This window comes from Micromonospora sp. GCM10011541 (assembly GCF_042650725.1).
In the GTDB taxonomy this organism is placed as follows: domain Bacteria; phylum Actinomycetota; class Actinomycetes; order Mycobacteriales; family Micromonosporaceae; genus Micromonospora; species Micromonospora sicca.
Map to the genome: position 1 here is coordinate 15559 of NZ_JBHSBP010000077.1, position 25392 is coordinate 40950.

20 protein-coding genes, 1 tRNA gene and 1 pseudogene are annotated in these 25392 nt (G+C 73.5%); 12 read left to right on the forward strand and 10 right to left on the reverse strand.

Annotation, left to right across the window (positions count from 1 at the left end):
* Positions 1-596 precede the first annotated feature (596 nt).
* The gene (locus ACFOYX_RS28690) at positions 597-824 is read left to right on the forward strand and encodes a hypothetical protein (protein WP_322443434.1); all 228 of its coding nucleotides are present in this window, start codon (positions 597-599) and stop codon (positions 822-824) included.
* Between the two features lie 270 nt (positions 825-1094).
* On the opposite strand, the pseudogene ACFOYX_RS28695 reads toward ACFOYX_RS28690, so the two are convergent.
* Positions 1095-1268 (reverse strand): annotated as a pseudogene (locus tag ACFOYX_RS28695) (transposase); the annotation flags it as partial.
* A gap of 198 nt (positions 1269-1466) precedes the next feature.
* On the opposite strand from ACFOYX_RS28695, the gene ACFOYX_RS28700 reads away from it, so the two are divergent.
* The 3 genes from ACFOYX_RS28700 to ACFOYX_RS28710 all read left to right on the forward strand — a co-directional run bounded on the left by ACFOYX_RS28700 (position 1467) and on the right by ACFOYX_RS28710 (position 4420).
* Entirely contained in the window at positions 1467-1679 is a 213-nt protein-coding gene (locus ACFOYX_RS28700) for a hypothetical protein (RefSeq protein WP_322443433.1), read from the forward strand.
* 314 nt (positions 1680-1993) lie between these two features.
* The gene (locus tag ACFOYX_RS28705) at positions 1994-3382 is read left to right on the forward strand and encodes an IS1380 family transposase (protein WP_322443432.1); all 1389 of its coding nucleotides are present in this window, start codon (positions 1994-1996) and stop codon (positions 3380-3382) included.
* Positions 3383-3610: 228 nt separating this feature from the next.
* Positions 3611-4420 (forward strand): hypothetical protein, encoded by an 810-nt coding sequence (locus ACFOYX_RS28710; RefSeq protein WP_322443431.1) that lies wholly within the window; start codon positions 3611-3613, stop codon positions 4418-4420.
* 62 nt (positions 4421-4482) lie between these two features.
* On the opposite strand, the gene ACFOYX_RS28715 is transcribed toward ACFOYX_RS28710, so the two are convergent.
* The 3 genes from ACFOYX_RS28715 to ACFOYX_RS28725 all read right to left on the reverse strand — a co-directional run bounded on the left by ACFOYX_RS28715 (position 4483) and on the right by ACFOYX_RS28725 (position 7241).
* Entirely contained in the window at positions 4483-4686 is a 204-nt protein-coding gene (locus tag ACFOYX_RS28715) for a hypothetical protein (RefSeq protein ID WP_238454497.1), read from the reverse strand.
* Between the two features lie 986 nt (positions 4687-5672).
* Positions 5673-6902 carry a site-specific integrase gene (locus ACFOYX_RS28720; protein ID WP_322443430.1) on the reverse strand — a complete coding sequence of 410 codons (1230 nt, stop codon included), beginning with the start codon at positions 6900-6902 and terminating at the stop codon, positions 5673-5675.
* Positions 6903-7154: 252 nt separating this feature from the next.
* Positions 7155-7241, reverse strand: a tRNA-Leu gene (locus ACFOYX_RS28725).
* Between the two features lie 243 nt (positions 7242-7484).
* On the opposite strand from ACFOYX_RS28725, the gene ACFOYX_RS28730 reads away from it, so the two are divergent.
* The 6 genes from ACFOYX_RS28730 (at position 7485) to ACFOYX_RS28755 (ending at position 17824) form a co-directional block, all read left to right on the forward strand.
* A complete protein-coding gene (locus ACFOYX_RS28730) occupies positions 7485-10262 on the forward strand; it encodes a tetratricopeptide repeat protein (protein WP_377534559.1) in 2778 nt (925 codons plus the stop codon).
* Positions 10263-10472: 210 nt separating this feature from the next.
* Complete coding sequence (locus tag ACFOYX_RS28735) at positions 10473-13025, forward strand: fibronectin type III domain-containing protein (RefSeq protein WP_322475157.1); 2553 nt, start codon at positions 10473-10475, stop codon at positions 13023-13025.
* A 31-nt stretch (positions 13026-13056) separates the two neighbouring features.
* Positions 13057-14052: a MoxR family ATPase gene (locus ACFOYX_RS28740; protein WP_322443429.1), complete on the forward strand. Its 996-nt coding sequence runs from the start codon at positions 13057-13059 to the stop codon at positions 14050-14052.
* A gap of 3 nt (positions 14053-14055) precedes the next feature.
* The gene (locus ACFOYX_RS28745; RefSeq protein WP_322443428.1) at positions 14056-15210 is read left to right on the forward strand and encodes a DUF58 domain-containing protein; all 1155 of its coding nucleotides are present in this window, start codon (positions 14056-14058) and stop codon (positions 15208-15210) included.
* On the forward strand, positions 15186-17525 hold the full coding sequence (locus ACFOYX_RS28750) for a transglutaminaseTgpA domain-containing protein (RefSeq protein ID WP_377534561.1): 2340 nt from the start codon (positions 15186-15188) through the stop codon (positions 17523-17525). Before ACFOYX_RS28745 ends, ACFOYX_RS28750 begins: the two co-directional genes overlap by 25 nt.
* A gap of 29 nt (positions 17526-17554) precedes the next feature.
* Positions 17555-17824 carry a hypothetical protein gene (locus ACFOYX_RS28755; protein WP_322443426.1) on the forward strand — a complete coding sequence of 90 codons (270 nt, stop codon included), beginning with the start codon at positions 17555-17557 and terminating at the stop codon, positions 17822-17824.
* A gap of 13 nt (positions 17825-17837) precedes the next feature.
* Here ACFOYX_RS28755 and ACFOYX_RS28760 read toward each other — a convergent pair whose 3' ends face one another.
* Positions 17838-18629 carry an SDR family oxidoreductase gene (locus ACFOYX_RS28760; RefSeq protein WP_109804773.1) on the reverse strand — a complete coding sequence of 264 codons (792 nt, stop codon included), beginning with the start codon at positions 18627-18629 and terminating at the stop codon, positions 17838-17840.
* A gap of 3 nt (positions 18630-18632) precedes the next feature.
* Positions 18633-19613 carry an LLM class F420-dependent oxidoreductase gene (locus ACFOYX_RS28765; protein ID WP_322443450.1) on the reverse strand — a complete coding sequence of 327 codons (981 nt, stop codon included), beginning with the start codon at positions 19611-19613 and terminating at the stop codon, positions 18633-18635.
* Positions 19614-19909: 296 nt separating this feature from the next.
* Here ACFOYX_RS28765 and ACFOYX_RS28770 point away from each other — a divergent pair, with 296 nt between their 5' ends.
* A complete protein-coding gene (locus ACFOYX_RS28770; protein WP_322443425.1) occupies positions 19910-20773 on the forward strand; it encodes a DUF1028 domain-containing protein in 864 nt (287 codons plus the stop codon).
* 64 nt (positions 20774-20837) lie between these two features.
* Here the strand turns inward: ACFOYX_RS28770 and ACFOYX_RS28775 are convergent, their stop codons facing one another.
* A complete protein-coding gene (locus ACFOYX_RS28775; RefSeq protein ID WP_322443424.1) occupies positions 20838-21509 on the reverse strand; it encodes a maleylpyruvate isomerase N-terminal domain-containing protein in 672 nt (223 codons plus the stop codon).
* 101 nt (positions 21510-21610) lie between these two features.
* Here ACFOYX_RS28775 and ACFOYX_RS28780 point away from each other — a divergent pair, with 101 nt between their 5' ends.
* Positions 21611-22066, forward strand: coding sequence for a YbhB/YbcL family Raf kinase inhibitor-like protein (locus tag ACFOYX_RS28780; RefSeq protein ID WP_322443423.1), 456 nt, complete (start codon positions 21611-21613; stop codon positions 22064-22066).
* 3 nt (positions 22067-22069) lie between these two features.
* On the opposite strand, the gene tnpB is transcribed toward ACFOYX_RS28780, so the two are convergent.
* The 3 genes from tnpB to ACFOYX_RS28795 are packed head-to-tail and all read right to left on the reverse strand — an operon-like array spanning position 22070 to position 25015.
* On the reverse strand, positions 22070-23497 hold the full coding sequence (gene tnpB / locus ACFOYX_RS28785; RefSeq protein ID WP_322443422.1) for an IS607 family element RNA-guided endonuclease TnpB: 1428 nt from the start codon (positions 23495-23497) through the stop codon (positions 22070-22072).
* Positions 23494-24069 (reverse strand): IS607 family transposase, encoded by a 576-nt coding sequence (locus ACFOYX_RS28790; protein ID WP_322443421.1) that lies wholly within the window; start codon positions 24067-24069, stop codon positions 23494-23496. Before ACFOYX_RS28790 ends, tnpB begins: the two co-directional genes overlap by 4 nt.
* A gap of 58 nt (positions 24070-24127) precedes the next feature.
* The gene (locus tag ACFOYX_RS28795; RefSeq protein WP_322443420.1) at positions 24128-25015 is read right to left on the reverse strand and encodes a phosphatase PAP2 family protein; all 888 of its coding nucleotides are present in this window, start codon (positions 25013-25015) and stop codon (positions 24128-24130) included.
* Positions 25016-25392: the final 377 nt, after the last annotated feature.

Sequence of the window (25392 nt, forward strand, 5' to 3'; positions counted from 1 at the left end):
TGACCAGGGCGTATTCGCGGTTGAGTCGGGTGCGTTGGTGGAACCTGTGGGGTTTCAAAACCCTGGCGTCCGGTGCGAGCTGGGCTTTATGCAGCCCGTTCGTACTCGGTGATGAGCCCGCCGGGGACGGGCCTGCGTCTGATCCGTTCATGGGTCAGGTCAATGACGGGACGGTCGGGGCGGGGGGGTTGCAGCGCCAGGGCCCGCTGTGGCTGTCGCCCGTTGTAGTGGCGGGCGTATCCGTCGAGTGTTCGGCGTAGATGTCGTTCGCAGAGGATGAGCATGCGGTCGGTGACCTCGCCGCGGGCGGTGAGCACGAACCGTTTTCGCGAACGCGTTCGCGCGCGGGCTACGCGGTGGGATCTTGCACACGGTCACGCCGGCATCGGCCAGCACGGTGTCGAAGGCGGCGGTGGACTGCCCGGCCCGGTCCCGGATGAGGACTTTGAACTGCTCGGCGCGGTCGCCGAGGTCCATGAGCAGGTTGCGAGCCTGCTGGACCGTCCACGGCCCCGTCGGGGTTGGTGGTGACGCCGAGGGTGTGGACGTAGCGGCTGTCGACCTCGATGGCGAAGAACATGTACAGGCGCTGGAGGGTGAGCGCGCAGTCGACATGGAAGAAGTCGCAGGCGAGCATGGTCGACGCCTGCGTGTTGAGGAGTTCCGCCGGGTGGTGTGGTCGCGGCGCGCCGGCGCTGGCCGAGGCCGAGCAGTTCGCCTTGGACGCGCTGGTAGCCCCAGCCGGGATTGTCTCGCCCCATCTGCTCGACCAGGGCGGCGACGGCCGGGTCGACTGGTGGGCACCGACGCGCGGGCTGCCGTAGGTGCCGCCGGAGTCGTCGAAGACCTTGCGCACCGCGTCGGCCAGCCGGACCCGACGGTCCTGTCGGGGTGTGGGTGGCCGGTCGCGCCACTTGTAGAACCAGGACTCGGACACACCGAGGGCTCGGCAGGCCACCGCGTGGGGCACCTCGTGTTCGGTCCTCTGGGAAGCGATGAAGGCGGCCACGCTCACCGGCCCGTCGCTTCCTTGACCCACAGGACCACGGATCGCTTGAGGACTCACGCTCCATCGCCAACTCGGCGTTCTCCCGCCGCAACCGGGCCAGCTCGGCCCTCTCGTCCTCGGACAGCCCACCCGCGGCGGCCTCGCCCCGAGCTTCGCGGTCCTTCTTCACCCAGTTCGCCAGAGTCCCATCGTTGATCCCCAGGTCACGCGCGACCTGGGCGATCGGCTTCCCGGTCTCGCGCACGATCCGCACCGCGCCCGCCCCGAACTCGGATCGAACCGGCGTCTCGTCTCAACCATGAACCCCTATCCCTCAAGTCCTGGCCTCCACGCTACGAGGGGAACCGCACTCTTCATCACATCGAGCGCAAACGGCTACAACAGCTGAAGCAGTAACGGCCACCGGCCGAGGACGCGCCCCGAGGGCCGCAGACGGGCCCGCTGATACTCGGCCCACATGCACACGTTCACGGTGGCCGACCGGACCGAGATCATGCCGCTGTTATGGGACGGCAACGCGGCCGAGGGCAGCATCCACAGCGGCCGGACCAAACTGAGCCGCCTGGGCGCGGCGAACAGCTCGCGTACGCGTTCGACTTCGCTGACGACTGGGCGCGCCTCTGCACAGTTGCCGGATCCCGCATCGACGCGCTGGGGACGGTCGGCGTGATGCCTGCCGAGCCTATGCCCGCCTCCTATCTACCGAACACGCCCATCAGGGGCAAGTCGTACACCACTCCGTCGACCAACCCCGTCGATAGCAGGGGAAACAAGCCGTGTCTATGCATCATCCGACACTGTTGTCGACCCTAGAGCAACCACATCTCCCTTATTCTAGCCTTCGCTCGATACCGGATCCATCTAAGCCTCGATCCACCGATGAACCTGGGGTTGGCGGCACCCCGGACATAGAAGGTGCCCTTTGAGCTGGAAGGATAGGAGTTCTGACGCTTCTATCGTTCGGCTCGAAAGGGCACCTCGCAGGTGAGATTACGCCATGACGCGCCGGTGGGGCGCGTGACGTTTGATGATCCGAATCTGGTGTCGTGTGCCGGTCTGGTGCCGGTGATGCGCCTGGCCCAGGACGTCGGTCTGCATGATGCGGTCGCTGACCGGGTGCGGCTGCCGACGGACAAGGGCGCGAACCCGGCCGGGAAGGTCGCCACGATCGTGGCGGGGATGCTCACCGGGGCGGACAGCATCGACGATCTCGACGTGGCCCGCCACGGTGGGATGCGGTCGCTGTTCACCAGCGTGTACGCGCCGTCGACGCTGGGCTCGTTTCTGCGCACGTTCACCCACGGGCACGTGCGCCAGTTACAGGCCGCCGCCCGTGACATCCTGATCGGCCTGACCGGCCGGGCATCACTGCTGGCCGGTGCCGACACGTTGTGCTTTGTGGACATCGACTCGATGCTGCGTCGTGTCTACGGCAAGCAGAAGCAGGGCATCGGGTTCGGTCACGCCAAGGTCGGCGGCTACAACGTCTACCTCCGGGGCTACAACCCGCTGATCGCGACGTTGTCGACGCCGCTGGCGGCGTCGGTGATCGCCGCGACGCGGCTGCGTTCGGGTAACGCCGGCTCCGCCCGTGGCGCGGCGAGCATGATCACCGAGGCGATCACCACGGCCCGGTTGTGCGGCGTCACGGGTGAGATCGTGGTCCGCGCCGACTCGGCGTTCTACACCAAGACCGTGATCAGCGCGTGCCGGCGCCGGCAGGTGCGGTTCTCGGTCACCACCCGCATCGACGCGAAGATCCGCGCCGCCTGCGAGAGCATCGCCGACGACGAGTGGATCGACATCAAATACCCGCAGGCCGTGTGGGACGACGACGCCGGACGGTGGATCTCCGACGCGCAGATCGCCGAAGCCACCTATACCGCGTTCGCCGGCACCCGCCATGCGATCACCGCCCGGCTGATCGTGCGCCGGATCCGCCGCGACGACCCCACCCAAACACCCGGCCAGGAAGAACTCGTACCGGCCTACCGCTATCACGCAGTGTTCACCGACAGCCCCTACACCCTCCTGCAGGCCGAAGCCCAACACCGTCAACACGCGATCATCGAGCAGGTCAACGCCGACCTGATCGCCGGAGCACTCGCGCACCTGCCCTCCGGGCACTTCAGCGCCAACGACGCCTGGCTGACCTGCGCCGCGATCGCGCACAACCTCACCCGCGCCGCCGGACACCTCGCCGCCGGCGCCTGGTCGACCGCCCGCCCGGCCACGATCCGCACCCGGATCATCAACGTCGCCGCCCGCCTCGCCCACCACGCCCGCACCATCCACCTGCACCTACCCGAGCACTGGCCCTGGCAAGCCGCGTTCGACAACCTGCACACCGCCATCGGACCAGCACCCGGCTGACCACCGCGCACCAGCCGACACCAGGCGGCCCGACCACAGGCCACAACCCCCGCTGCCCACCCCAACGACCACCGAGAAAGCCGAAAACGCGATCGGCGGCTCCCGCGCACCCACCAAATCATCAAACACCGAAATGATCAACTGGCGTTCAGCTGCAACCGCGTCGGTGGATCGAGGCTAAGCCTAGGGCGGGTAGAGTGCCCGCACTCAGCCTGGAAGGGCTTGCCGATGGTAGACATCCCTGGCGCAATGAGGGCGCATCTTGGTGCCACCGACTCTCCTCTCCAGGAGTTTCGTGGAACCAGTTCCGGACTCAACGGCGGTGACCAAGGCAAATGGCTCAAGGCCGTGATGTACGTGACTCCCACAGCCGTGCTAGTCGGTTGGCTCAAACAGTCTTGGTACGGAAAGCTCAGCGTTAATGTCGACCGTTTCGAGAGACACGAAATCATGGAGGCCAAAGAAGGGTACGCGGAGAAACCGGGCTTCCTGGGGAACTTGGAGAGAAGAAACGAGATCGTGGCCAACTGGGTCGCGCTCAAGGGCCTCGTGGCGGTGCACACCAGCAACGTGGAGCAGCCGATCCCGGAACCTCACTACCGCCGCGTTCACGCCTTCGAAGGGGCGCCGCCGAACACGATGCGGGTCTGGATTGGGCGACGGTGGAACCTCACCGATCCGAACCGGCCTAGCAGGGCACAGCTTTTCGAGTCCCACTTCATGCCGGTGACCAACGTCTTCCCGGGGTTCCCGCTGCCGCCGGACCTGGAGAGGTACCGCAGCGAGGGCGGCGTATTCAATGCGACGGTCTTCCGGGTCGGGCACTTCTTCGCCTTGGCGCTCCAGCATGACTGGCCAGGGCTGCGGGCGCGGCCGAAGCTCGGCTCTGCCGCAGCCGACGCTCTCTTGCCGATCTGGCCGGCCGGACGCACCATCCAATGGCCACCGCCGCGGCCGGTTGAGGACCTCGGTGACCCGCACAAGGTGACCCGGTTCCTCCAGCTCGCCCCGCCGCTCGCCCCTGTCTCTGGTCCCTAGCTCACCGTGACAGCGGATACGGTAAGCGGCGGAAGTGGTGGATGGCCCGCCGGTCGCAGGAGTCAGGTCAGGCCAAGGTCCCGCTGCTCGATGACTAGAGTGACGCTTCCGTCCGCCTCGTCGATCCAGTCCACGATGATGCCGGTCGTCATCACGTCTCCGTTCAGCGACTGCTTTATCGGAGAGCCGATCGCCTGCTCCCTCGTGTACTTCTGACCGAAGCCGGGCTTCATGCTCATCTCATAGCGGAGCGGTTCTTCCGTCATCTCGCGCCCTTCCTGGAACCGGTGGTCAATGCCAGACCGTAGTCCGCTGGTACGACGGTGCTCGCTTCGGCAACCAGTGCCATGCGTTTCGTCTGTGGAGGATCTCCCCGCCGGGCAGTCGTAGACCGTCCGGCCTCCCCGAACGGGGATATGGCTCGCCCGATCGTGTGGTGACTACAAGCCTGGCTCCCAGCGACACTGCCTTGATGATCTGGTTACGAAGGCCCCTCGTCGTCGTTTCGACGGCGTTCCTGCTCTGTGGCCTTGCCGCTTGTACCTCCGACACGCAGGAGCAAACGGCCACACCGTCACCATCCGCGTCTCCAACCGGTCCTCCCGCGAGCGGCGGCACGTTCTCTAGCCCTCAGGCAATCGTCGACGAACTGCGGGAGGCGGATCTAGTTTGCGCCGGTCTCAGGGACATCGACTTTCAGCTGGCGGGTCGTTCAGCGGCAGCCAGGTGCACTACAGAGGATGGTGCGGAGGTCCTCCTAGCTACCTACAGTGATCCGGCGGTCCTGGCGGCTGAGATACGAGCGAAGGAGCAGGGGCCGGCCATCACGTTAAACGGCCAGTCGGTGAGCATGTTGAGCGGCGAGAATTGGAACCTGGTGGCACCCGACGTCTGGGCTGACCGGGCTCACCAGAGTCTCGGCGGAACGCTAACCGTTGGCAATTGACGTGAGAGCCCTCGCCGTGGCGTAAGGCGGATCTCATCGTCGGGCAAGCCGTAGACCATCCATCCTCCTCGGACGGAGACAAGGTGGAGCGCCCTACCGGACGAGTCTCAATGGCGGTTGTCAAGCGTTGGCCACGTACACCGGGGGCAAGACCCACCTGATCGCGAAGCTGACCGATGCAGCTCTGGTGTGGGCCGCAACCGCAGGCATGATGCACGGCAAGCCCAATAGCCCTGCGTGACCGGCGTCGCCCGACATCGGGCGGCGAGCCAACCCACTGGTTCGCCGCCCGCTGAGCTGTGCGCCCTACCGCCCGACCGCCGCCAGGTCGTCGACGCCGAGGAAGTCCCCGACGATTTGCCGCACCGGCTCGTGGTGCCGTCGGGTCGCGTGCACGTACACGTTCATCGTCGTGGTTACGCTCGCGTGCCCGGCCATCGTCCGCAGCGCCGCCAGGTCGACGCCCTCCGTGGCCAGCAGCGTCAGCAGCGAGTGCCGCAGCCCGTGCATCGTCATCCGGCGCGGCAGGCCCTTCTCCCGCGCCAGGTCGCGAATCTTCACCCACCGTCCCTCGTAGAAGTCCTCGTAGCGCCAGTGGTTCCCGCGCGGCGCCACGAACACGAACTGCCGGCCCGGCTCCCGGCTGGCGGCCGCACACCGCTCGGCGATCATCCGCGCCACCGCGGCGGTCAGCGGCACCTCGCGGTAGCCCTGCTTCGTCTTCGGCTTGGGCTCGACCACCCACCGCCGGTTCACCTTCCGCAGGACCTGCACGATGGACACCGTGCTGCGGGCGACGTTCACCGCCCGGGGCGGCAGCGCCGACACCTCGCCCCAGCGCAGGCCGGTCGACAGCTTGCACAGCAGCAGGTCCGCCGCCTCCGGGTCGACCGCGTACGCCGCCTCCAGGAACAGCTTCGCCTCGTCGGGGCTCTCCAGGATGTCCCGCTCGGCGCGCGGGCCCTCGGGCAGCGGCAGCCCGTCCATCGGGTTCGACGTCCGCACGGCGGGCTCGCCGTCCTCGCCCGGCCGGCACGCCGCCTTGAAGATCGGCACCACGCTCTCGCCCCGGATGTTGGCGATCGTCTTCGCCGACAGGCCGGCGTCGCGCAGGCCCTGCTGCCACTCGCGCATCTCCCGCCGGGTGATCTCGGCGATCGGCCGGTCGCCCAGCCGCGGGAAGACGTGCTTCTCCAGCCGCTCCCGGTACTTGCGCACCGTCTCCTGGTGCGGCTTCACCAGCTGGCCCAGCCACTCCTCGGCGTACGCCCGGAACGTCAGCACGCTCTCGGCGGGCTCCGGCGCCGGGGCGGCGGCCACGCCGGCGGGAAGGAGCTCGGCGAAGCCTTGCTCGACCAGCTGCTCCGGCGAGGGCCGGTGGTTGCCGTTGGCGTCCACCACCGCCTTGAAGCGCTTCGCGTCCACCTGGTAGTCGAACGTCTCGACGTTCCACTGGCCGTCGCGCCCGCCGCCGGTACGCCACTTCACCCGCCAGCGGGTGCCGCTCTTCGCGGTCCTCTTCTCGATCTGCGCCACTGTTCCTCCACGTGAACTGGCGGCCTCGACCCGTCGCGGGCTCTGCCGCCAGCCGCGCAGCCATATGCGCAACAGTGGGACCGTAACCGTCTCGACGGGTCGGGACAAGATCGCGCCTCCCGCTGACGCGAACGGCGCGACTCCGAGCCGGTGAGACCCAGGTGATCCCCAGGCGGGCAGTACCCCGAAAACACTCAAGGCCGCTGAGCTGAGTAATGCCAGCTCAACGGCCTTGTCACTGCCTGGTCTGATTGGTGTCCGAGGGGGGACTTGAACCCCCACGCCCTATACGGGCACTAGCACCTCAAGCTAGCGCGTCTGCCATTCCGCCACCCGGACCTGCTCGTCCAGCCTACCCTGTCGGCCGCGGTGACCTCGTCACCCGTCGGCCGCCCCGGTGGGCTGCACGGGGCATTACTGTACACGGCTGGGATGGATCATGCACATCGCCGCCCGCCACGCTCCGGCGACGGAGATTTCCGCAGCTCACGGCGTCGGATCGCGGACCTCACGGGCGGCCTGGTCCCAGCATGCGTCGGGGTGGGTAGCGTCCGACCGCCGATTACCGGCAGCATGACTCACGTGTCCCACCCCTCCCCCCTGACCGGCGCTCAACACCAGTCCCTCGCCCTGCGCTCGGCCGGTGACCTGGCCAACGCGCGCCGCCTGCTCACCGACGCGATCGCGGCGGCCCGACCGGCGTATGGGGAGGACCACCCCGAGGTGCTGGGCAGCGCCCACCTGCTGGCCCGGCTGCACCGCGAGGCGGACGACCCGGCCGCGGCCCGCCGGGTGCTGGAGGAGGCGTACGCGGCCGGCGAGCGCCGCCGTGGGGACGCCGATCCGCTGATGTTGGCGCTCAGCTTCGACCTGGCCGGGGTGGCGGAGGAGCTGGGCAACCGGCACGAGGCCCGCCGCAACTACACCCGCGTCGCCACCGCCGGGCCCGCGGTGCTCGGCCCCGACCACCCGGCGGTACGCGCGGCCCGCAGCTACCTCGGCGGCTCCGCCGCCGCTCCCGCCGGCCCACTCCCCGATCCGGCGGCGCTCTCCGGGCCAACGATGTCGCTGCCGGCTGTACCCGCACCACGGGCACCGCAGGCCCCGCCGCCTCCGCCGGTCCCCGGCGCGCCGCGGCCCGGTCCGCCCGCGCCGGCCGTACCCGGTTCGGAGTGGGCGCCGCAGCCCGCGCCGCCGCAGTTCGGGGTGCCGCAGTCGGCACCGCCGCAGTCCGGGGTGCCGCAGTCCGGGGTGCCGCAGCCGGCCCGGCCCGTCTCGGCGCCGGCGCACCCGTACCGGGCGTCGTCGGGGTGGGCGCTGCCACCGGCCGCCGGACCGGCGGCGTCGCTGCCGCCGCCACCCGTCATCGCCTCGCCGTCCCCGGCCGGCACGACTCCCGCTTCCGCTCCGCCCGCACCGGCCAATCCCCTGCCACCACCCCCGGTCATTCCGGCACCCGCGTCGGCCCCGCCCGCGCCGACCCCGGCGCCCGACTCCGCACCGGCACCCAGGCCAACGGGCGGCACCGCTCCGGCGGCGACCTGGGCCGCGTCCACCGCCCGGATGCCGGTCTCCGCGCCACCGGCCCACCTGCCGCCGGCCCCGGCCATCCCGGCACCGACCTCCGCGCCACGCGCGCCCGGCATGCCGACCGCAACGCCGCCCGCGCCGGTCCGGCCCACGCCGGGTGTCGTCGCCCCCGTCCCGGGGCCATCCGCGCCCCAGCCGCCCGCGCCCAGCTCGGCGCCGCCCGCGTCGGGCCTTCCCGCGCCGACCTCGGGTCCCCCCGTCTCCGCCGCGACGCCGATCTCCGCCCCGCCCACGTCGCTCGCCAGTCCCCCGGCGACCACCGGCCCCCTGTCAACGCCGCGGCCGGTCCCCGACCCGCCGTCCCCGGCGAGTCGGCCCTCCGCAACGGGGGCCGCCGCGGGCGGAAGCGAGCAGCAGCAGCCGGGCACCCCGGCGCCCGGCTGGGCCAAGCCGACGGTGCAGGTGCAGCAGATCGCGCCCCTGCTGCGGGAGGAGGCAGACCGGGCCGCCGCGGCGGCACCGACCCCGCCGCCCGGCACGCCGCCAGCCCCGCCGATCGTCACTCCGCCGGCCCCGCCGGTCGCCGCCGGGCCGCTCAACGCCCCACCAGTCAGCGCTCCACCGGTAGCCACGCAGCCTGCCAGCGCACCGCCGTTCAGCCCGCCCGTCAGCGCGGCGCCCGTCGGCACGCCGCCCCTGAGCACTCCGCCCGTCGCCGGCGTACCCACGAGTGCCCCGCCGGCACCGACCCAACCGATCAGCGGCCCGCCGGCCTCCCTTCCGCCGGTGAGCGCGCCGCCGACAGCCGCGTACCCGGTGAGCGGGCCATCCGGTGCCGGCCCGGCGAACCCGCACCCCGCCGGGCCCGGTGGCTCGAGCCACCCGGTCAGCGCGCCACCCACGCCCGCCTACCCGGTCAGCGGCCCGCCGGGCCACCCGGCGTACCCGGTGAGCGGACCACCCGGCGTGGACCCGGTAAACCCGTACCCCGGCGGGACGGGTCACCCGGTGGGCCCGCCGCCGGTGAGCGGGCCGCCGGCCGTGGCCCCGGTCAGCGCGTCGCCCGTACCGCCGTGGGGGTTGACCGCGCCGCCGTGGAGCAGCGCCGCGCCGCCACAGCCGCTCGACCCGCCGGCCGACGTGGCACCAGGCCCGTCGACGGAGGACGCCGACGAACCGGACCCGCATCCGCTGCCCGGGCCCGCGCCGGCGGCCGAATCCGCCGCCCCGGCACCGCTGCCGGTCTACGACGACCTGCTGGAGTTCCCCGAGCCCCGGCAGGCCGACCCGGCGGCCGGGACGGAGGCGCACCCGGCGCAGGGCGGGTGGCCGGCGGTGCCGGCGCCGTTCCACCAGCCGCCCGCGTACCCGCAGGTGGAGGAGCCCGAGCCGGGCGGCCGCAACCCCGCGGTGATCGCCGTGGCGGCGGGCGTCGCGGTGGTGGCCGTGGCCGCCGTGGTCGGCGTGGGCGCGGTGCTGCTCAACCGCGACGCGGCGCCGGCGCCCGCACCCGGGCCGACCCGGGCGAAGCCGGTGGCGACCGGCGCGCCCCCGGGTGACCTGCGGCTGCGCGACGACACCACCACGATCACCATCACCTGGACGGACCCGACCGGCGGCGGCGTGCCGTTCATGGTGGCCGGCGGCCGGGCCGGGCAGAAGCTCGGGGTGATGGCCACGGTGGACCCGGGGCAGACCAGCTACACGGTCAACGGGCTGAACGGGCGGCTGGACTACTGCTTCACGGTGCTCGCGGTCTACTCGACGGACACGTTCGCCACCTCGGGTCAGGTCTGCACCGACCGGGAGGCCGCCACCCCGCCGGGCTGACCGACGGTCCACCTGCAACACGCTGGGTGTCCACAGCGGGACGGTGCGGGTTCCCCCGCGTCGGAGCGGCCCATATGATGTCTCCCGGCTCTGGGGAGGGTCGTCGCCGCACGGCACGCCTCCCCGCACCGACACGGGAGGCAGCCGGCAGTGGCCACCATCGAGGACGTCGCGAGCACCGGGGCGGACACGCCCCGACCCCGGTCCCGGATGCGGGGCGGGCTGGTCACCGTCGGCACCGTGGCGGCGTTGCTGGTCGCCATGGGGCTGACCGTCCTCGGGCTGGGCGCCGCCGACAACGCGGTCGCCAACTACGACGCGAGTTCCTGGCTGTGGAGCACCGCCCGCAGCGAGCTGGCGCGGGTCAACGGGGTCACCGCGCGGGTCGACACCCGGGTCGAGGTCCCCGGCGCCCGGCGACACCAGGTGCAGGTCACCCAGACCGACCGGCTGCTGATCCTGCGCGACCTGAACACCGGCCAGGTCAGCTCGCTGGACCTGGCCACGCTCCAGATCACGGCGACCACTCCCACCACCCCCGGCTTCGGCGTGAACGTCGCGCTGCACGAGGACGCGGCGTTCGTGGTGGACGCGGTGCAGGGCATCGTGCGGCAGCTCGACCCGCGCTCGCTGACCCCGGTGGGCGAGCCGGTGCGCTACCCGCCGGGCATCACCGGCGGGTCGTTCGACGGCAAGGGTCGACTGTGGATCGCGGTGCCCAGCGAGGGCACGGTCTCGGCGATCACCGCGGCGGAGCTGCCCGCCACGCCGGGGGCCGCGCCGCCGGCGGGCCTCAGCCCCAAGCTGGTCCAGACGTACGACGTGGCCGAGCCCAGCCACGAGCTGGCGGTCTCCACCCTGGACGAGGGGGTCGCGGTGCTCGACCGGACCTCCGCCTCGCTGATCACGGTCCGGGGCGGCCGCACCCAGCGGGCCGACCTGGCGATGACCTCCCCGGGCGCCCTGCCCGCGCGGACCAGCGGTCCCCAGGTGCCCGTCACCGTGGCCGGCGAGCGGCGGGTGCACGTGGTCCGCGACGGCGGCGAGGTGCGGCAGTTCACCGTCCCGGGCGCTGGTGACCGGCTCAGCCCGGCGGTGGCCTGGGCGAACCGCTTCTACTGCGCCGACGAGGCGACGGGCACGGTGTACTCGTTCGACGCCGACGGCAAGCTGGTCGACACCATCAAGGGCTCCGGGGCTTCGGGTCCGTTGGAGCTGGAGGTGCGGGAGAACCACCTCTTCATCAACGCGCCGAACTCGGCGACCGCCCGGGTGGTGGACGACAGGAACCAGGTGCGCGAGGTCAACAAGTACGCCAACGACGTGCTCGGCGGCGACCCGCCGCCGGCGCCCCCGCCGAAGAAGCCCCGGGTGGGCAAGCCGAGCGCGCCGCGCGCCGTCACCGCCGCGGCCGGCAACGCCTCGGCCCGGGTGAGCTGGCGGCCGGCCGCCGCGAACGGCGCCGAGATCACCAGGTACGTGGTGGAGGGCGCCGACCAGCGCCACGAGGTGGGCGCCAACCAGCGCGCGGTGGAGATCACCGGGCTGACCAACGGCGAGACGTACACGTTCTCGGTGCACGCGGTCAACGCGAAGGGCGACGGGCCGGCCCGGAAGAGCAACCCGGTCACCCCGACCGCCGCGGTGCCCGACCCGCCGGCCGGCGTGACCGCCGAGGCCCGCCCGGACGGCACCGTGCTGGTGAAGTGGCCCCCGGCCAACGGCCAGGGCAACACCATCGCCCGGTACGCGGTCACCACCGCCTCGGCCGGCGCCACCGCCCCGGCCGGCGAGTCGACGAAGACGGAGCTGGTGATCCCCGCCGGTGAGCTGGAGTACGGCACCCAGTACGCGTTCACCGTGGTGTCGGTGAACGACAAGGGCGCCGGGTCGGCGGCCTCCCCGGTCAGCAACACCGTGGTGCCGTTCACCGCTCCGGCCGCGCCGGCCGACCTGCGGGCCACCACGGTGGCCGACCAGCCCGGCACGATCGCGGTGCAGTGGTCGCCGGCGGTGGAGAACGGCCGCCCGGTCACGAAGTACCTGGTCGACGCCGGCGGGAAGACCAGTGAGGTGACCGACGTCCGGACCACGGTCAGGGGGCTGGGCGACGGGCAGAACGTCACGGTGAAGGTGAAGGCCGTCAACGAGGCCGGGCCCGGTGCGGAGGCGTCGACGACGGCCCGGACGGTGGCCGCGCCCCGGATCACCGTGACCGGCTCGTCGGCCGACGCGACCTCGGTGACCGTGTCGTTCACCGTGGACGCGGGCGGCGGCAACGCCACCTGCTCGGCCGCCACCGGCGGGCGGACCGCGAGCGGAAGCTGCTCCAGCCTGCGGGTGACCGGGCTGATGCCGGGCACGGCGTACACGGTGACGGTGACCGCGAGCAACGCGGCCGGCAAGGGCACCGCGACCCGCGCGCAGCCCACCGACCCGCTGTACGGCGTTGCCACCTGCAACAACGGCGCGTCCGGCCCGGAGGCGACGTACTGCAACGCGGACGTGGACGGCCGCAACGGCAACGAGGTCTTCTCGGTGCCCCAGCAGGTCAACGCCAAGCAGGTCGGCTGGGCCAAGCCGGGCACGCGGCTCAAGGCGTACTGCAAGAAGCAGGGCGAAGAGGTCTACGCCTACATCTACAACGACAACAAGCGCAGCACCTGGTGGGTGCAGGTCGACTACTCGGGACGGAACTACATCCCGTGGGCCTGGCTCAACCTGGAGGGCGGCGACAACATCAACGTCCTGCCCACCTGCTGACCGCGCCATCCAGCCGAGGAGCACCGCGCACGTGAACACCCCCGAGCCGCTCAACCAGACGGAGGTGCAGGGCTTCGCCGCCCTCGCCGCCCGGCTGGCCGAGAACGTCAACGCGGTCGTGCTGGGCAAGCCACAGGTGGTCCGGCTGGCGCTGACCGCGCTCTTCGCCCAGGGGCACGTGCTGCTGGAGGACGTGCCCGGGGTGGGCAAGACCACGCTGGCCCGGGCGATCGCGGCCACGGTCAAGGGTCAGTGGCGGCGCATCCAGTTCACCCCGGACCTGCTGCCCTCGGACGTCTCCGGGGTGACCATCTTCAACCAGGCCACCCGCGGGTTCGAGTTCCACCCGGGTCCGGTCTTCGCCAACATCGTCATCGCCGACGAGATCAACCGGGCGTCGCCGAAGACCCAGTCGGCGCTGCTGGAGGTGATGGAGGAGCGCACCGTCACCGTGGACGGTGTCCGGCACCCGGTGCCGCAGCCGTTCCTGGTGGTGGCCACCCAGAACCCGGTGGAGATGGACGGCACCTACCGCCTCCCGGAGGCGCAGCTCGACCGGTTCCTGGTGAAGCTGTCGGTGGGCTACCCGGACGAGGCGGTCGAGGTGGAGGTGCTGCGCGGCGCCACGGTCCGCTCCCCCGACTCGCTGAGCCCGGTCACCGACACCGCCACCGTCGGGGAGATGGTGCGGATGGCCCTTCGGGTGCACATCGCCGAGCCGCTCTACGCGTACGCGGTCCGGCTGGCCGCGGCCACCCGCGGCCACCCGCAGGTGCGGGTCGGGGTCAGCCCCCGGGGCGTCATCGCGCTGACCCGGGCGGCGTGCGCGTACGCGCTGATCGACGGGCGGGGCTGGATCATGCCGGAGGACCTGAAGGCGCTGGTCGAACCGGTGTTCGCGCACCGGCTGCTGCTCACCCCGGACGCGCAGGTGCGCGGGGTGACCGCCGCCGAGGTGCTGCGCCAGGCGGTCGCCTCGGTGCCGGTGCCGCTGCCGTCCGGCCAGCCCGCCCCGGTGCACGGCTGAGCCGTGGGGATCACCGCCCGTGGTGTCGGGCTGCTCGTCGCCGCCGTCGTGCTGCTCGGCGTCGGCTTCCGGTACGCGTACCCGGAGCTGACCGTGCTCGGCGCGGCGGCCGCCGTCGCGGTCGGGCATGCGCTGGTCACCGCCGCGTGGCGGCCCCGGCTGGCGGTGGAGCGCAGCGCCGACCCGGACCGGGTGGCCCGCGGCGAGCCGGCCAGCATGACGCTGACCGTACGCAACACGGGGCGGCTGCGGGCGGCCACCCTGGTCGCCGAGGACCGTTGCGGGGCGGCGCTGGTGCCGGTGCCGCTGCTGCGGCTGCGTCCCGGCCGGGACACCACGGTCCGCTACGACGTGCCGACCCGCCGCCGGGGGGTGGTGCCGGTCGGTCCGCTGCGGGTGACCCGGCGTGACCCGCTCGGGCTCGTCGCGTTGGCCCGCCCCTACGGGGGCACGCTGCCGGTCAGGGTGCACCCGCGCATCCACCCGCTGCGCGCGGTGCCGACCGGGGCGGGGCGCAGCCTCGACGGCCGCACCGACAGCGTGCCGCACGGCTCGATCACCTTCGACTCGCTGCGCGAGTACGTGGTCGGCGACGAGCTGCGCCGGGTGCACTGGCGCACCAGCGCCCGGGTCGGCGAGCTGATGGTCCGGGAGAACGTGGACACGAGCCTGCCCCGGATCGTGGTGGTGCTGGACAACCGGGCGGCCGCGCACCCCGAACGGGTCGACGGGGTGGCGGAGTCCTTCGAGTCCGGTTGCGAGGCGGCGGCGTCGGTGGTCGCCGCCGCGGTCCGGGAGGACCTGCCGGTGAGCCTGTTGCTGGTCGTACCCGCCGACGGGGATCCGGCCGGCGCCGGCGGGCCGCTGGACCGGCTCGCCGCGGTGGAGCTGGCCGACGGCGGGGACGACGTGCTGCGGACGGCGATGAGCCGGTTGCGGCAGGACCGGCTCGGCGACACGCTGGTCTTCCTCACCGGGCCGGGTGGCCGCGGGGATCTGGGGCACGTCGGCGCGCTGCGCGGGGCGTACCCGTCGGTGCTGGTGGGGGTCCTCGGGGTGGCGGAGCCGACGCCGGCCGGCGCGGCCGGCCTGCTGGTGGTGGACGCGGCGGACGGCGCGGAGTTCGCGGCCGAGTGGGACGGGGTCCGCCGGTGGTGAGCCTGGCGCCGCCGCGCGACGCGGACGCGCCGGGCGGACCGCCACCGAGGCAGGGGTGGCGCGGTGGGGCCGTGACGCGCCTGCTCGGCGCCGTGCCGGTGCCGCTGGCGCTGATCACCATGATCGTCCTGGCCGGCGTGGTCCTCGACCGGGTGTACGCGGGGTCGCTGCTGACCCGCCTGCTGATCGGCGCCGCGGTCGGGTCGGTGCTGGTCAGCGTGGCCGCCCGGCGGTTGGCGTCCTGGCTGGTCGCGCCGCTGTCGGTGCTCGCCCTGGCCGGCTGGACGGCGCTGGCGCTGCGGCTGGCCGCCGCGCACGCCGAGCTGCCGGAGAGCCTCGGCGCGGTGACCGCGGACGCCGCCCGCAACGCCATCCCCCGGCTGCTGACCGCGATGATCCCGGTCGAACCGGCGCCGGACACGGTGCTGCTGCCGCTGGTCGCCGCCTGGCTCGCGGGCCTGGCCGGCGCGGAGGTGGCGCTGCGGGCCGGCCGGGTGCTGCTCGGCTACCTGCCGCCGGCCCTGCTCTACGCGGGCGCGCTCTACGTGGTCGGCCCGAACGCGCAGCCGGCGATCTGGCCGACGGTGGCGTTCGCGGCGGTCGCCGCGGTGGGCCTGGCGGCACCGTCGCGACGGGACGGACCGGAGACCGGCGATCCGTCGGCCGGCCTCCGCCCGGCGGTACGCGCCGCGGTCCGGGTCCGGCTGCTCGCCGCCGGCGCGGCGGGGGTGGCCGCGGTGGTCGGGCTGGCCGCCCTGCTCGCCCCGGTGGTGGCCGGTCAGGTGGACGACCGCCCGGCGGACCCACGCCGGTACGTCGAACCACCGCAGGTCGAGTCGCTGGACGAGAACCCGCTGATCCGGGTCTCCGGCTGGGCGTTGAACCCGGACCAGCAGCTGCTGGAGGTCCGCACCGAGGCGGGCGGGTCGGGGCGGGAGCCGGCCCGGATCCGGCTCGCCGTGCTCAGCGACTACGACGGGGTGACCTGGCGGGTCGGGGCCACCTACCGCAACGCGGGCCGGATCCTGCCGGCGGTGGAGCCGGCCCCGGGCGGGGTCACCGATCCGGTCCGCCAGGAGATCACGGTGGCCGACCTGACCGGGCGGCTGCTGCCGGCGGTCGCCACGCCCCGGGAGATCACCGGCGCCCGGGTGGCGTACGACCCGGCGACCGGGACGCTGATCCGGCCGGAGGGGCTGGCTCCCGGGCTGCGCTACACGGTCACCTCGCTCCGGGAGCGCCCCGACGGGAACCTGCTGGCCACGGCGAACGTGCCGGCCGGGGACTCGGTGTCCCGGGTGCTGCGGGTGGCCGACGGGGCGCCGGAGGAGTTGCGCCGGCTCGCCGCCCAGCTCGCCGAGTCCAACGGCGCCCCGTACGCCCGGGCCGCCGCGATCGAGCAGTTCCTGGCCGAGCACTACCGGGTCACCGCGGACGCGCCGAGCGGGCACGCGTACCCGAACCTGGCGTTCTTCCTTTTCGGCCCGCGTAACGGCGGCGGGCAGCGGGGCACCTCGGAGCAGTTCGCCGCGGCGTTCGCGGTGCTGGGCCGGCTGGCCGGGCTGCCCACCCGGGTGGTGGTGGGCTTCGAGCCCCGCCGGGACGGTCCGGTCCGCGCGGCCGACGCGTTCGCCTGGCCGGAGGTCCTCTTCGAGGGCGTCGGCTGGGTGCCGTTCGACCCGATGCCGCAGCCGGACTCCGCGCCGCGCCCGGTGGAGGAGGACTTCCGGCCCACCCCGGAGGACCCGCCCCCGTCGGAGGTGCCCGCGCCGACCGTGGAGCCGACGGCGACGCCCCCGGCGGAGGCCGCGTCCGGCCCGCCGGACAGCCGGTCGGGGCTCGCCACTCCGGTCCTGATGGGCGGCGGCGCGGGCGGCCTGGTGCTGCTGGTCGGGCTGGTGCTGCTGACCCTGGCGGCGCTGCGCCGGAACCTGACCCGGGCCCGGCTGGGGCGGGGTGACCCCGGTGGGCGCATCGCCGGCGCCTGGCGGGAGGTGACCGACGGGCTGCGGCTGGCCGGCCAGCCGGTCGGCGACGACCTGGCGGCCGCCGAGGTGGCCTGGGCGGCGCGGCGGGCCCTCACCGAGGCCCGGGCGGCGACGTCCACCGAGGTGGGCGCGCCGGCGGTGGCGGTGGACGAGTTGGCCGGGCTGCTCAACCGGGTCGCCTTCGCCCCGGGCACGGCGACCCCGGAGCAGGCGGAGCGGGCGGCGGCGGTCGCCCACGGGTACGTGTCGGCGCTGCGGGACGCCCGGCCGTGGTGGCGGCGGCTGCTCTGGTCGGTGCACCCGGGCCCGCTGCGCTGGCGCCGGTGACGTTCGCCGCCGGGCCTTACCGTCGGGGCATGTCCGGACCCGGCTGGGTGGTCATCGCCCTCCTCACCGGCGCCCCGCTGGTCATGGCCGGCTGGACGTGGCGCGCCCGTCGCCGTCGCACCCTCACCCGCGAGCAGAAGCTGTCGGCGGCCAGGAAGGCGGCGCGGGGGCTGCGCCGCAGCGCCCGCCGCGCCGGCCCCGGTCTCTCCGACACGGAGAGCGCCCGCCCCACCGACAACTGGTCCAGTTTCATGGGCGGCCCGCCCAGCGACGTCGGCGGTGGTACCGGGTGGATCTGACCGACGGGCGTAGTCAGGCGCGCAGCTTGCGGACCAGCTTGCGCAGGCCGGCCTGCCAGCCGTCCGGGTCCTCGGCGCGCCGCCGGGCGTAGCCGGCGACCTCCGGGTGGGGCAGGATCAGGAACCGCTCCTCGGCCAGCCCGGCGATGGTCGCGTCGGCGACCTGGTCGGGGGTGAGCACCGCCCCGGAGGCGGCGATGACCCGGGCGCCGAGGTGGCCGGCGGCGAGGCCGTCGGCGAGCATCGGGGTGTCCACGCCCTGCGGGCAGAGCGCGCTGACCCGGATGCCGGCGTCCCGGTAGGTGATCGCAAGCCAGTCGGCGAAGCCGACCGCCGCGTGTTTGGTGGCGGTGTACGGGGCGTCCCCGACCGCGGTGAGCAGGCCCGCCGCCGAGCAGGTGAACAGCAGGTACCCCGAGCCGCGCCGCAGCATCGCCGGGAGCACGGCCCGGGCGGTGTAGACGTGGGCGAGGACGTTCACCCGCCAGGCCCGGTCCCAGTCGGCGTCCGGGGCCTCCACTCCCCCGCCGGTGGCCACGCCGGCGTTGGCGCAGAACAGGTCGATCCGCCCGTACCGCCGCTCGGTCTCGTCCACCAGCGCGTGGACCTGCGCCTCGTCGGTGACGTCCAGGCCGACGGCGTGCGCGACCGGGCCGATCTGCTCGGCGACCGCCCGGGTGGCGTCGGCGTCCAGGTCGGCGAGGACCACGGCGGCGGCGCCCTCGGCGACGAAGCGGCGGGCCAGCGCGGACCCGATCCCGCCGGCCCCGCCGGTGATCACGGCCACCCGGTCGGTGAGGTTCATCTGTCAGCTCCGGTCCGCGTCGGCGACGCCCAGTCGGGCGATCAGGGTGGCCAGGGCCGCCGCGCCGCCGGCGGCCAGCTCCGGGGTGTGCAGCAACGCCATCACCGGTACGTCCACCCCGGCCTCGGCGTAGCGGCGGACCTGCGCCACGCACTGCTCGGGCGAGCCGTGCAGCACCAGCGCGTCGACCACCTCGTCGGGCACTGCCGCGGCGGCGCCGCGCCGGTCCCCGGCCGCCCACGCCGCCCACATCGGACCGAGCGTCGCCTCCCGGCCGAGCCAGCGGTGGAAGGCGGCGTACGCGGGGACGGTGAGGTAGCCGGTGATCAGCCGGCGGCCCAGCGCGCGGGCGTGCGCGGCGTCCTCGGTGGGGCAGACGAAGATCCGGGCGACGACCTCGAAACCCGGCCGCCGGTCGCCGAGTTCGGCGAGGGCCCGGGGCACGTCGTCGGCGGCCAGCCAGTTGAGGATCACCCCGTCGGCCTCGGCGGCGGCGAGGCGGAGCATGCCGGGGCGCAGCGCGGCCAGCAGCACCGGCGGCGGGACGGCCGGGGGGCGTTCCAGGGTGAACCGGCGGACGGTGAACGTGTCGTAGACCTCGTCGACGGTCTCCCCGCGCAGCGCGGCGCGGAGGAACCGCAGCACGTCCCGGGTCCGCCGGAACGGCTCGTCGAAGCGGACGGCGTTCCAGTCCCGCACCAGCACCGGCGACGAGGCGCCGATGCCGAGGGCGAACCGGCCGGGCGCCGCCTCGGCGAGGGCGGCAGCGCTCATCGCCAGCAGCCCGGGCCCCCGGGTGAAGACCGGCGTGATCGCGGTGCCGAGCCGCAGCCTCGGCTGCCACGCCGCGGCGAGCGCCAGCGGGGTGAACGCATCGGCGCCGGCCACCTCCGACGACCAGACGTCGGTGAAACCGGCCTGATCGAGCGCCGCGTAGACCGCGGCGTGGTCGGCGAGCGGGATCCCGCTCAACGGCACCGTCATGCCCCATCGGTTCGTCACCGGTCGATCGTGCCCGCTCGCCGTCGCCCCGAGCAAGATCCCGGTCGGTCGCACCGCCCCGATCCGGGCGATACCCCCCGTTCCGCCCGGAAAGAGTGTTACGACCGCCAGGTGGGCAGGAGCCAGGGCCGGAAGCACCGACCATGAAGGACGGCGACGAGAACGGCCTGCTGCGGGCCCGCGGCCGCCCGTGGGAGCCGGCCACCTCCCCCTTCTGACGGCGCCGGCCCCGTCGCGCCAGGGCGCCGGCCGGGACGTACCGGCGCTACCATCCGCGGGTGACCTTCTCGATCGTCGCCCGGTCCGCCGACGGCCGCCTGCATGGCGTCGCCGTGGCCAGCAAATTCCTCGCCGCCGGCGCGCTGGTGCCGGCGGCCGAGGCCGAGGTGGGCGCCGTCGCCACCCAGGCGCACGTCAACCTCGCGTACCGGCCGCAGGGGTTGGCCCTGCTGCGCACCGGCGTGGCCGCCCCCGACGTGGTGGCCGGCCTGGTGGCGGCGGACCCCGGCCGGGACGACCGGCAGCTCGGCGTGGTCGGGGCGACCGGCGACGGCGCCACCTGGACCGGGCCGCGCTGCCACCCGTGGGCCGGCGGGCAGGCCGGCGACGGCTGGGCCGCCCAGGGCAACATCCTCGCCGGACCGCACGTCATCGACGCGGTCCGGGACGCCTGGCTGGGCGGCGCCGGCCTGCCGTTCCCGCAGCGGCTGCTCGCCGCGCTGCACGCCGGCGACCGCGCGGGGGGCGACCGGCGGGGCCGGCAGAGCGCCGGGCTGCTGGTGGTCGAGCGGCACGGCGGGTACGCCGGCACCGGCGACACCGTCGTCGACCTGCGGGTGGACGACCACCCCGACCCGGTGACCGAGCTGGGGCGGCTGCTCGACACGCACACCCTGCTCTTCGGCAAGCCCGATCCGGCCACCCTGCGGGACCTGGCCGGCCCGCTCGCCGACGATGTCGCCGCGCTGCTGGCCGCCGTCGGTCACCCGGTGGGTCCGGCCGGGCTGGACGACGCGCTGGCGTCCTGGGCCGGCGTGGAGAACCTCGAGGAGCGGCTGGTGCCCGGCCGGATCGACCCGATCGTGCTGGACCACCTGCGCGGCACCGCGCCGCACGTCCCGGCCGCCCGCACCGGCGACTGACCCCGCACCACGTAGGACCGCGCGAGGTCGGCGACCGCGGTCGACAATGGAGGCCCGGACCGGGTCAGCCGCCGAAGGAAAGCCAGCGGAAGCCCGCCTCCTCGACCAGGGTCCGCTCCCGGTCGGTCAGGCCGGACCGGCCGGTGGCCTTGCGGATCACCGTCAGCGGGTCCCAGTCGAGCCCGGCCGGGACGGGGCGGCCGCCGGTCAGCAGGTCGGCCACCACTGCGGCGGCCGTCGGGGTCAGCCACGGCCGCCGGTCCAGCGCGTCGGCAAGGTCCAGGCCGTGCACGCCGACCTCCACCACCCGGGTCCGCAGGAACTCGGTCAGGGTCATCGCGTCACCGTGTCGGGTGTGGACCAGCCGGCCCGGCGGCTGCGCGGCCACGGCCTCGTCGGTGGCCTGCCAGGCTCGCGCGAAGTCCGCCGCCACCTCCGGTACGCCGGGCCGCTCGCGCGCCTCCCGCCGGGCACTGTCGATCCTGGCGCCGTCCACCTCCGGGGTGAACTTGGCGGCGCCGAAGTAGCCGGCGGCATCCACCTCCGCCCGGTCCGGGGCGGGCGCGGCGAGCATGTCGACGAGGCGGCGGGCGCCGGTGCGGACGTGCGCCACGAGGTCCCGGACGTTCCACGGCGGGCAGGGGGTGGGTCGGTCGAGGTCCGCCTCGTCGAGCCCTCGCAGGAGCTCCGCCAGCCGGGCGCACTCGTCCCGGAACGCCGTCCGCACCTCGTCCATCCGTCCTCCCCGATCATCCGGTTCGCCGGGCGTACCTTCCCACGCGGCCGTTTCGGCACCCCCTGGCCGGGTACGCGCCGGTGGACGAAAGGGGGCGTCGAATGGCCGGCATCATGCTGCGCAGCACCGCGTTCAACGATCACGACCTGCTACCGGGGCGCTTCTCCCGGGAAGGCGGAAACGTCTCGCCGCCGCTGCAGTGGTCCCAGGTCCCCGACGCGGCCGAGGAGCTGATCCTGATCGTCGAGGACCCGGACGCCGGGAAGGCTCCCTTCCTGCACTGGCTGGTGACCGGGATCTCGCCGGGATCCGGCGGGGTCGCCGAGGGCGCGGTGCCGGACGGCGGCCGCGAGTGGCCCAACGGCTTCGGTACGACCGGGTGGGGCGGCCCGCATCCGCCACTGCACGAGGATCCGCACCGGTACTTCTTCCGCCTCTACGCGCTGGAGCGCCCGCTGGACCTGCCGGAGGCGCCCCAGGCCACCGACGTGCACCGCGCGCTCACCGACAAGGAGATCGCCAGCGGCACGATGGTCGGCACCTACTACCGCAGTTAGCCGTTACCTTTCAGTGAGTAAACGTGACTCACGATTGGCAGCCGTCCGTTGCCGGACGGCGTTGATCGGATGTGTCGGTCTTGACGTTTCACGGCCCGCTGCCCCGCCTGCGGGTGCAGGTCTTACGGGTCTTACGTAGGCTCCACGTCCTGTTTTTGCGTCGCCCAGCAACTCCAGGTCGACGTGCCGAACCAGGCCGGCAAGATTACGTGCGGCGTTGACGTCCCGGTCCAGGGACAGTCCGCACGTGGTGCAGTTGAAGGTGCGTTCGGCCAGCGACAGTTTGGGTTTCACCGTCTGACAGCCGGAACAGGTTTTGGAGCTGGGGTACCACCGGTCGGCGACGTGCAGCACGCTGCCGTACCAACCGGTCTTGTAGCCGAGGTGCCGGCGCAGGGTCGCCGGGGCGGCGTCGATCAGAGCCCTGGCCAGTTTACGGTTGCGGACCATCCCGGCCACGTGCAGGTCCTCGACCACGACCGTGGTGAACTGTTGCGCCAGCCGGGTGGTGAGTTGGTGCCACGAGTCGGCGCGGACAGCGGCGACGACGGCGTGCAGCCGGGCCACGGTCTCCTGCGCCCGCTGCCACCGATTGGACGCGTTCCGCTTACGCCCGGTGGCCGGGTCGTACGGGCCGATTCGGCGGGCGGCCCGTCGTTGGGCCTTGCCGAGTTTGGTCAACGCCGCCTTCAACGGTGCCGGGTTGGGCACCAGCTCGCCGGTGGACAGCACCGCCAGGTGCTTGATGCCGGTGTCCACGCCGACGATCCGACCGGCTTTCGGCGTGTGCGCCGGACGGCCCACGGCGCGTTTGACCGCCACCTGCAACGCGCAGAACCACCTGCCGGCGGTCTCGGTGACGGTTGCGGACAGGATCGTCGCGGTGCCGGCCTTCACCCGCCGGGCCAGCTTACGGGTGGACTCGTGGGTGCGGATGCGGCCCAGCCGTGGCAACACCACGTGCCGGTAGCCGGGGTCGACCCGGATCGCGCCGGTGGTGAACCGGGCCGACCTGCGGCCGTGCTTCCTCTTGGTCCGGGGCCAGCCCATCCGGCGGCCCTTGCGGGCACCGGTACGTGAGGCCTGCCAGTTGCCCAGCGCCGCGGACAGGTTGGCCAGGCCGGTGTTGAACGCCTCTTTGGAGCATTCCGCCCACCACGGCGCCACCCACGTCTTGATGTCGTTCCAGGTGCGGCGTAGGTCCGGCAGCGACCAGCCCTGCCACGGGGTCAGGTCCGCCTCGGCCACCCCGTAGCTGGCCTCGGCGGCGCGTTGCGCCTTGACCGCGCCGACCCGCCGCAGCATGTGGTTGTACGCGAACCGTGCCGCGCCGGTGTTACGGCGCAGACCGGCCACCTGCCCGTCGCTGGGGTCAAGGGCGAACCTGTACGCCTGTACGGTCCAGCCGGCCGGCGGCTCGTACCGTTTCACCGGAGGTCCCCGGCGGTGGCGGCGGCCACGGCGCGCCTGGCCCGGTTCGCTGCCGCGCGGCGGCCGTACAGCCGGGCACACAGGCTGGTCAGCATCTCCGTCACGTCCCGCACCAGGTCGCCGTCCACCTCGGCCGGGTCGACCACCAGCAGCCGACGTCCCTGCGCGGCTAGCGCCGCCTCGACGTACTCGGCACCGAACCGCGCGAACCGGTCCCGGTGCTCGACGACGATCGTGGTCACGTTCGGGTCGCGCAGCGGCCCGAGGAACCTCTCGCGTCGGCCGTCCAGCGCAGACCCGACTTCGGTCACCACGCGACAGACGGCCATCTTCTGCCCGGTCACCCACGCGGTCACACGGGCTACCTGCCGATCCAGGTCGGCTCGCTGGTCGGCCGACGACACCCGGGCATAGACGACCACCTGGCCCTGAGTGTCATCACCGGCTACATCCACCATGATCGTGCCAGACGAAAGACGCCGAGCGGGCACCGGCATGATCCCCTCGCGGAACCATCGGTACGCGGTCTGCGGGTGCACCCCGTTGCGACACGCCCACTCGGCAAGCTTCATAGACCGATACTAATACTCACAGATTCGCACGTCTGCTCACAGATCGGTGAACTGCTGACTACCCCTTGTACCGGGGCACCAGGCGGTGCACCACCGCGAGGACCAGCGCGGCCACCACGGCGATCGTCCCGGCGATGCCGGCCGCGCTGCCCGCATACCCGACGAAGAGGGGGCGGCGGGAGAGCTCGTCGGCGGGAACCTCGGGGAGGTCGACCAGCCAGGACAGGGCGAGCGCGGAGGCGACGAGGGCGAGCACCCCGCCGATGCCGAGGACGGCGGCGGCCGCCCGGTGCGCGTCCTGCGGGGAGATCGCCGCCCGTTCCCGCTGGAAGAGGAGCAGGACCAGGCCGGCCACCGCCGCCCAGGCCCCGACCAGGAGGAACGCCGCCACGGCGTCGCTCGGTCGGTGCCAGCCGGCAGAGAGGGTGGCCACCCCGGCGGCGGCGGCGTACCCGGCGCCGAGGAAGGCGCCGACGACCCGCACCTTGGGCGGCAGCACGAGGATCAGCGCGATCGCGACCGAGGCGGCCACCGCGGTGTGTCCGCTGGGGAGGCTGTTCCCCGCCGCCGCCCGCTCCGGGTCGACCCCGAAGTCCGGCCGGGTCAGGAATTGCTTGAGCAACTGGGTGCTGACGTTGGCGCCGGCGATCAGCAGGGTGGCGGTGACCGCGAGGGCCTTGCGCCCCCGGATCAGCGCGATGAAGCCGATCACCGCGGTGGCCACCACCAGGGACACCGCCGACATCGCGTTGAGGATCCGGCCCACCGGCCCGTCGATCTGCTCCTGGCCGATCCGGTTGCCGGTGAGCGCCACGGTGTCGAGCCACTGGCCGACCTCGGTGTGCAGGGCGAGCCGCCACACCACGAGGAAGGCGGCCGCCTGCGCCAGGGCCAGTACGACCAACCAGACCGCCGTCCAACCCCTCGCCGTCTCGCGCACCCGCACACCGTAACGGCCGGCTCGGGTCGGCGCTCGGCGGGAGCGCGGCAGACCACGGTCGCCGTGCCGGCGGGCCGGCGGAGGTGGTCGGAGCGGGCCGGGTCGGGCGCTGCCGGCCGGCCGGCGGAGCCGCGGCGTCCGGCCGGTCGGGACTAGCCGGCGCCGGACGTGAAGAGAGGCCGCCACGGGGGGAGCGGCCTCTCTTGTTGATGTAGGTTACTCCGTCCACCGCCGCCGTGTGATCCCGTGCAGCGCGGATTTTCGTGGACTTTTTCGCGGCAATCTCGTCTCCGGACGGAGCGGTGGGCCGGCCGGTCCGCTGCTTCGTCCGGACGGCCGGCCCACCCGGCCTGACCGTGCGAATCAGGCCATCCCGCCGACCG